The 6394-nt window shown below is 61.7% G+C and carries 4 protein-coding genes; 1 reads left to right on the top strand and 3 read right to left on the bottom strand.

Annotated features, from left to right (window positions below; all coding sequences use genetic code 11):
- From R3217_04995 to R3217_04985, 3 genes are all read right to left on the bottom strand, one after another.
- On the bottom strand, positions 1–1440 hold a 1440-nt coding region (locus tag R3217_04995; protein MDX1454796.1), incomplete at its 3' end, for a PKD domain-containing protein.
- A gap of 170 nt (positions 1441–1610) precedes the next feature.
- On the bottom strand, positions 1611–3344 hold the full coding sequence (locus R3217_04990; protein MDX1454795.1) for an amino acid carrier protein: 1734 nt from the start codon (positions 3342–3344) through the stop codon (positions 1611–1613).
- 204 nt (positions 3345–3548) lie between these two features.
- A complete protein-coding gene (locus tag R3217_04985; protein ID MDX1454794.1) occupies positions 3549–4829 on the bottom strand; it encodes an acetyl-CoA C-acetyltransferase in 1281 nt (426 codons plus the stop codon).
- Positions 4830–5040: 211 nt separating this feature from the next.
- Here R3217_04985 and R3217_04980 point away from each other — a divergent pair, with 211 nt between their 5' ends.
- Positions 5041–6390 (top strand): MATE family efflux transporter, encoded by a 1350-nt coding sequence (locus tag R3217_04980; GenBank protein ID MDX1454793.1) that lies wholly within the window; start codon positions 5041–5043, stop codon positions 6388–6390.
- Positions 6391–6394 lie beyond the last annotated feature (4 nt).

Raw genomic sequence — 6394 nt, 5'->3', positions numbered from 1 at the left:
TGGCAGGTTGTCATTGTTGCTGCCATCGTCACTGTCCTCGGCAGGCATGCCGACTGCGATGACCGAGCCATCGAAACTGATGTCGACCACCTCGCCGAATCGGTCATTGTCGGAAATCGAAAGGACTTTCAGGAAATCGGCCTCGTTCCATCGACCGGCTTCGAAGGTGTAGGCGTAGACGGCGCCGGTATTGGTCCCGGCATTCGATGCAGGATCAACATTGCCACCGCCGTCGCGCACGCTGTCTTCCTTCGGAGCGCCGACGACGATGAATCGGCCGTCACCGGAAATGGCCACGCTGGCACCGAACTCGTCATCATGATTCAGATTCGATGCGAGCAGCAATTCCGTAACGTCACCTGACCAGCTTCGCGCTCCGTCCGCGTCCACCGCGAGGCGATAGATGTAGGCGGCGCCCGGGTTGTTCCCGGGTCCAAAGTTCTGCTTGGGCGCGCCGACCACCACGGTGCTGCCGTCAGCACTGATGTCGAGTGCCGAACCGAACTCGGATCCCACGCGAGTGAAGAACGGCTTCAGATACGCTTCCTGGACCCAGCCGTCCGTTTCCTTGTGGAAAATGTAGACGGCACCGGAATTCAACAGGCCGTTGTCGGCTTCCCGGCCGGAATTGGCGTTGAGGCCGTCGCTATCCTCGAAGCGGGCACCCATGGCAATGGTCTGGCCGTCTGCGCTGATGGCCACCGCCCTTAGCTGGTCGCCAAACTCGGCATTCGAGGCTTTCAGAAAACCGATGGCCTCGTTGGCCACCAGGTCCGCCAGGGAGATTTCATTGCTGTCGGCATGGCTGATACAGGCTGCATCGATGCAGGCCTGCAGAATGTATGCAGCATTGGTCCAGTCGAGGAGATGTACCGGCACCTCGATGTCGAGGCTGGTGGCATCGGCGGCAATGGCATCTTCCATCACACTGAAGCCGGAGGCGCCATCGGCGTTGCGCAACAGCTGGAAGTGATCGACCCCCTCCACAGCTTCCCAGGAGACCTGCAGGGCTTTGGTGCCGGTGACCTGCGCGCTGGCCTCCAACGATTCTGCAAACACTTTCACACGAGACGCGCGTGACACGTTGCCGTCACTGACTTTCAGCTCGAATGTCAGCGCAGCATCCTCACTGACATTTGGCAGGGTCAGGCTGGCGCTAGCGCTGTTGGCATTGGCCAGCACGGCATCCGGGCCGGCGACCTGGCTCCATTCAAACTGGAGGCTGTCGCCGTCAGGATCGGAGGAGGCGCTGCCATCCAGCTGGACCAGGCTGCCTTCGAGCGCAGTGATATCGGCGCCGGCATCGGCAACCGGTGCGCGGTTGGCCGGGGGCAGGGTCGATGCGCGGCTGCCACCGCTGCTGCTGTCGCTGCATGCAGCCAGCTGCAGTAGCGAAACCGCGAAAACCGCCTGCAGGCGGTACTTGGTAAAGATGTTCATGGTGATAACCCTCGTCTTGGAAACAGGTCAGGGCAGTGTTCTGCTGACGGCAAGACGACGGGATCAGGAAATACCTTGAAATGCAGTGGCGTGGCGCGGGTTTGCATACCGGAAATGAAAAACGCCCCTTGTTGCCAAGGGGCGTTCGATCAAGCAGTCGACGCAGTCGTTTATTCCACGTCGCGACCCGTCAATACATCCTTGAAGAATGACGGCGCCTTCGGATTGCGCTCCATCTTGCCGGACTTCAGCTCGGCAATGTAAGCCTTGTAGGCCTTCATGGCCTTGTGGCCGAAGAAGAGCATGATGGGTACGTTGACCCACAGCATGACGCCCACACCGAGACTGGAGAAGTTGTCGAGATCGGTGGGTGTCTTGATGAAGCCCAGCGTGGCAACGAAGACCAGGATGCAGAACAGGTACTTGTACGGCTTCACGGCGCGCTCGCCGAACATGTAGACAATGCCCTGCTCGCCGTAATAGCTCCAGGAGATCATCGTCGACACGGCGAACAGCCAGGCCGCCAGCGTGACCAGCCACTTGCCAAGACCCGGGAAGGCCGAGTCAAAGGCCTTCGCGGTCAATGTCGCGCCAGGATAGGTGGCATACACGCCGTTGTCCTGCAGGGTCGGTGGCGCGGACATCTCGATAATCGACCAGTCGATCACCTGGTTGCCCTCGGCGTCCACCATGACCTGGCCATCAATGCGGTGCAGCTTGTTGCCGGAATCCTTGTTGTGATCACCGCGGACGATCATGAAGACGTTTTCGCCTTCGCGCCAGCTGCCCTCAAGACGCTGTGGCGCCGCCTTTGTCTCCAGGCTGAAGTAGCCGATACCCTCGACCGGCACCACGCGCGGCGGCTCGTCGTAGAAGGCTTCACCGGAACGTTCCCAGATACCCGAAGAGAGAATCACCAGTGCCGTGAAGGTACACACCACAATCGTGTCGATGAACGGCTCGAGGCCGCCGACCACGCCTTCGCGTACCGGCTCGTCGGTCTTGGCAGCAGAGTGTGCAATCGGCGAAGAACCGGCACCGGCCTCTGAGGAGAACAGCGCACGTTTCATGCCAATCATGATGGCGTAGCCCATGGTGCCACCGATGAAGGCGCCGGACGCTTCCTGCGGATTGAATGCCGAGACCACGATCAGCTTCAGCATTGCCGGGATGACTTCGTAATTCGAAATCAGCACGGCGAGGCCGCCAAGCAGGTACAGCACGACCATGCCCGGGACCAGCGCGCCGGCCACATGACCGATACGCTTGATGCCGCCGATAATCACCATCCAGACGATGATGGCGAGCACGATGCCGGCCACCCAGCTCGGGATGTGGAAGTATTCCTGCGTGATGTCGCCGACATTCCAGGCCTGGAACATGGCGCCGCCAGTGACGGTGTAGATCAACAGGGTGATGCAGAACAGCCAGCCAATCGCCTTGCCGAGACCGGCGTAACCCATTTCGGCCGCCGCTTTCGAGACCACCCACATCGGGCCACCATGCGGATTGCCGGCGTCGTCGGTATTGCGGTAGATCATCGACAACGTGACTTCGGTCAGCTTGATGGCCATGCCGAGGATACCGACCATCCACATCCAGAACACGGCACCCGGTCCGCCGAGCGCGACCGCCAGTGCCACGCCACCGATATTGCCGAGACCGACGGTGGCCGACAGGGCAGCGGACAGTGCCTGGAAGTGGTTGATCGCGCCGGGATCGTTCTTGTCGTCGTACAGGCCACGCAGGACCGCGGTGCCGTGGGTCAGGGCGCGGTACTGGCCGAAGCCGGACCAGATGGTGAACAGCACACCGGTACCGAGCAACAGGAACAGGAAGGCGTCCTGGTAAAGAAAGTCGTTAACACTGCCAATGAAGGCGCTGAACGTGTCCATGAAACCCATTGTTTCTCCCCTGGAATGGGTGGTGAATCGCGGGCTCCTCTATTGAGATCGGGAGCGCATGAAGGCAGGAATAATGGCCTTTTCCCTGCATCGGGAGCAAGTCATGGCCGAATTTGGCTATCTGAGCGCACGGTTGAGTCATGAAAAAGCCCGGCCGGGTAGGGACCGGGCCGGGCTTTTGCAGTGCATCAGGCGGTGGCGGCTTTATCTTTCCAGGATGGCCGTCACACCCATGCCGCCAGCAGTACAGACGGAGATCAGGGTCTTGCCGGAGCCTTTCTCGGCCAGCTGCTTGGCCGCGACGCCGAGGATGCGCGCGCCGGTGGCGGCAAAGGGATGGCCGACGGCCACCGAGCTGCCGTTCACGTTCAGTTTGCTACGGTCGATGCTGCCCAGGGCGCCGTCCAGCTTGAGGCGGTCCTTGCAGAATTCCTCGCTTTCCCAGGCCTTGAGGGTGCACAGCACCTGGGCGGCAAAGGCTTCGTGGAGTTCGTAGTAATCGAAATCCTGCAGGCTCATGCCGGCGCGCTTCAGCATCTTCGGCACGGCATAGGCCGGTGCCATCAGCAGGCCTTCCTTCTTGTCGACGAAATCGACCGCCGCGATTTCACCAAAGGTCAGGTAGGCCAGCGGCTCCAGGTTGTTTTCCTTGGCCCACTCCTCGGAGCAAAGCAGCACGGCGGCTGCACCGTCGGTCAGCGGAGTGGAGTTGGCGGCGGTCAGCGTGCCGTTCTCCTTGTCGAAGGCCGGGCGCAGGGTGGCCATCTTTTCCAGCGTGGTGTCGGGACGCAGGTTGTTGTCCTTTTCCAGGCCAGCGAAGGGCGAAAGGAGGTCCTTGAAGAAACCGCGCTCGTAGGCAGCAGCGGCATTCTTGTGCGAGGCCTGGGCCAGCTCGTCCTGTTCGCGCTGGGTGAGCTTCCACTCCTTGGCCATGATTTCGCAGTGCTGCCCCATCGACATGCCGGTGCGCGGTTCGACCACGCCCGGGAACTGCGGCTTGAAATGCTTCGGACGCAGCTTGAAGAAGGGCTTGATCTTCTGCCAGGCCGACTTGCCCTTGTTCGATTCGAACAGGATCTTGCGGAAGCTGTCGCGAAACACCACCGGCACGTCGGAGGTCGAATCCACGCCACAGGCAATGCCGGAGTCGATCTGGCCAAGGGCGATCTTGTAGGCAATGTCGATCGCCGCTTCCAGGCTGGTGCCGCAGGCACGCTGCATGTCCAGGCCCGGGGTTTCCGGCGCCAGGCCGGAGCCAAGCACGGATTCGCGGACCAGGTTGAAGTCGCGGGTATGCTTGATCACGGCACCGCCGGTGACGTCACCGAGCTCCTTGCCGGCGAGACCGTGACGGTCCACCAGGCCCTTGAGGGCGGCGGTCAGCAGGTCCTGGTTGGTGTTCGCAGCGTAGGCCGTGAAGGCACGCGCAAAGGGGATGCGGTTCGAACCGACGATGGCAACGCGCCGGGGTTGAGTCTTGAGCATGGTGTTCTCCACGTATCAAACGAGTGTTTGAATCCAGACAGCGTAAGGTACTTTTCTTCGCCCGAATGAGCAAGTTTTGCCCCGCAACCCGCATGAACAGGGGCTCGACTCGGCCTGTAGCCCGGAATCCACTATGCTACGCGGCCGGGGGACGGCAGGTCCCTGCTACGATTTCTTGGAGCCCGAAGTGACTACTGCGCAGGACAGCTTGATGAGCCGCAGCTGGCTGGAAACCCGGCGGCTGCTGGCGCTGTCGTGGCCGATGATCGTGACCAACCTGGCCTGGCTGGGCATGCGCTTCACCGACACGGTCTTCGCGGGCCGGATATCCTCCGCCGACCTCGCCGGCATTTCCGTCGGTGGCGACATCTGGATTGCGGTGTTCCTGTTCCTGCTGGGCCTGCTGTTGGCGGTGTCACCGACGGTCGCGCACCAGGTCGGTGCCGGCGAGACCACGCGTGTGGGCCACAGCGTCAGGCAATCGGCCTGGCTGGCCATCCTGTTCACGCTGCCGGCGATGCTGATCATGATCAGCGGCGAGCCCTTGATGCGCTTCATCGGCGTCGATCCGGAAGTCATCCCGATTGCTGGCGGCTATCTCGATGCCATTGTCCTCGGCTTGCCGGCGATGGCGCTCTACACGGTGCTGCGCCATACCACGGAAGCGGTATCGCACACGCGGCCCTTGCTGCTGGTTGCGATCATCAGCGTGATCCTGAACATCTTTGCTGACTGGGTTTTCATGTACGGCAAGCTTGGCGTCCCGGCGATGGGTGCGATCGGTACCGGTTATGCCTCGGCGCTGGTGCAGTGGGTCATGTTCATCAGCATGCTTGTCTACATGTTGCGCGCGCGGCTGTACCGACCGTATGCCATTTTCTCGCGCTTCGAATGGCCGGCCGCCCCCGAACTGAAGGCCCTGTTCCTGCTCGGCTTCCCGATTGCCATCGCCGTGTTCATGGAAGGCAGCATGTTTTCTGCGGTCGGCCTGATGCTGGCGACGCTGGGCAAGACGGTCGTTGCCGGTCACACCATCGCCATCAACTGGACTGCGCTGATGTTCATGGTGCCGCTGGGTTTCGCGGGTGGCATCACCGTGCGTGTCGGCCAGGCGCTGGGGCGGGGTGACCCGCAGGCGGCCCGTTTTGCGGGCTGGATCGGCGTGAGCCTCTGCACCCTGTTCATGGCCTTGTCGGCACTGGCATTGCTGTTGTTCGCGGACAGCATCATCTCCATCTACACGAGTGATGCCGCCGTCTCGGCCGTCGCCTTTTCGCTATTGATGGTGGCGGCCATTTTCCAGGTCTTCGACGGTGGCCAGGTTGCGCTGGCCGGTGTGTTGCGCGGCTACAAGGACACCCGTGCGCCGATGATCTACACCGTGATTGCCTATTGGCTGCTGGGCTTTCCGACGGCCTGGTACTTCGGTCTCTATCTTGGCTGGGGTGCGCCATGGGTCTGGGTCGGCTTGATCGTCGGCCTGGGTGCAGCCGGACTGATGATGGGCTGGCACTTTGTGCGGCGCGGCGCGGCGGAGTGCAGGCAGCAAACAGTCATGTGATACT

The organism is Gammaproteobacteria bacterium (genome assembly GCA_033720895.1).
Classification (GTDB): Bacteria; Pseudomonadota; Gammaproteobacteria; order Natronospirales; family JAJUFS01; genus JAWWBS01.
This window is presented reverse-complemented; position numbering and strand designations above follow the sequence as displayed.

Excerpts from the sequence above, each read along its gene's own strand:
- R3217_04990 (MDX1454795.1), bottom strand. The coding sequence starts at position 3,344 with ATGGGTTTCATGGACACGTTCAGCGCCTTCATTGGCAGTGTTAACGAC.
- R3217_04985 (MDX1454794.1), bottom strand. The coding sequence starts at position 4,829 with ATGCTCAAGACTCAACCCCGGCGCGTTGCCATCGTCGGTTCGAACCGC.
- R3217_04980 (MDX1454793.1), top strand. The coding sequence starts at position 5,041 with ATGAGCCGCAGCTGGCTGGAAACCCGGCGGCTGCTGGCGCTGTCGTGG.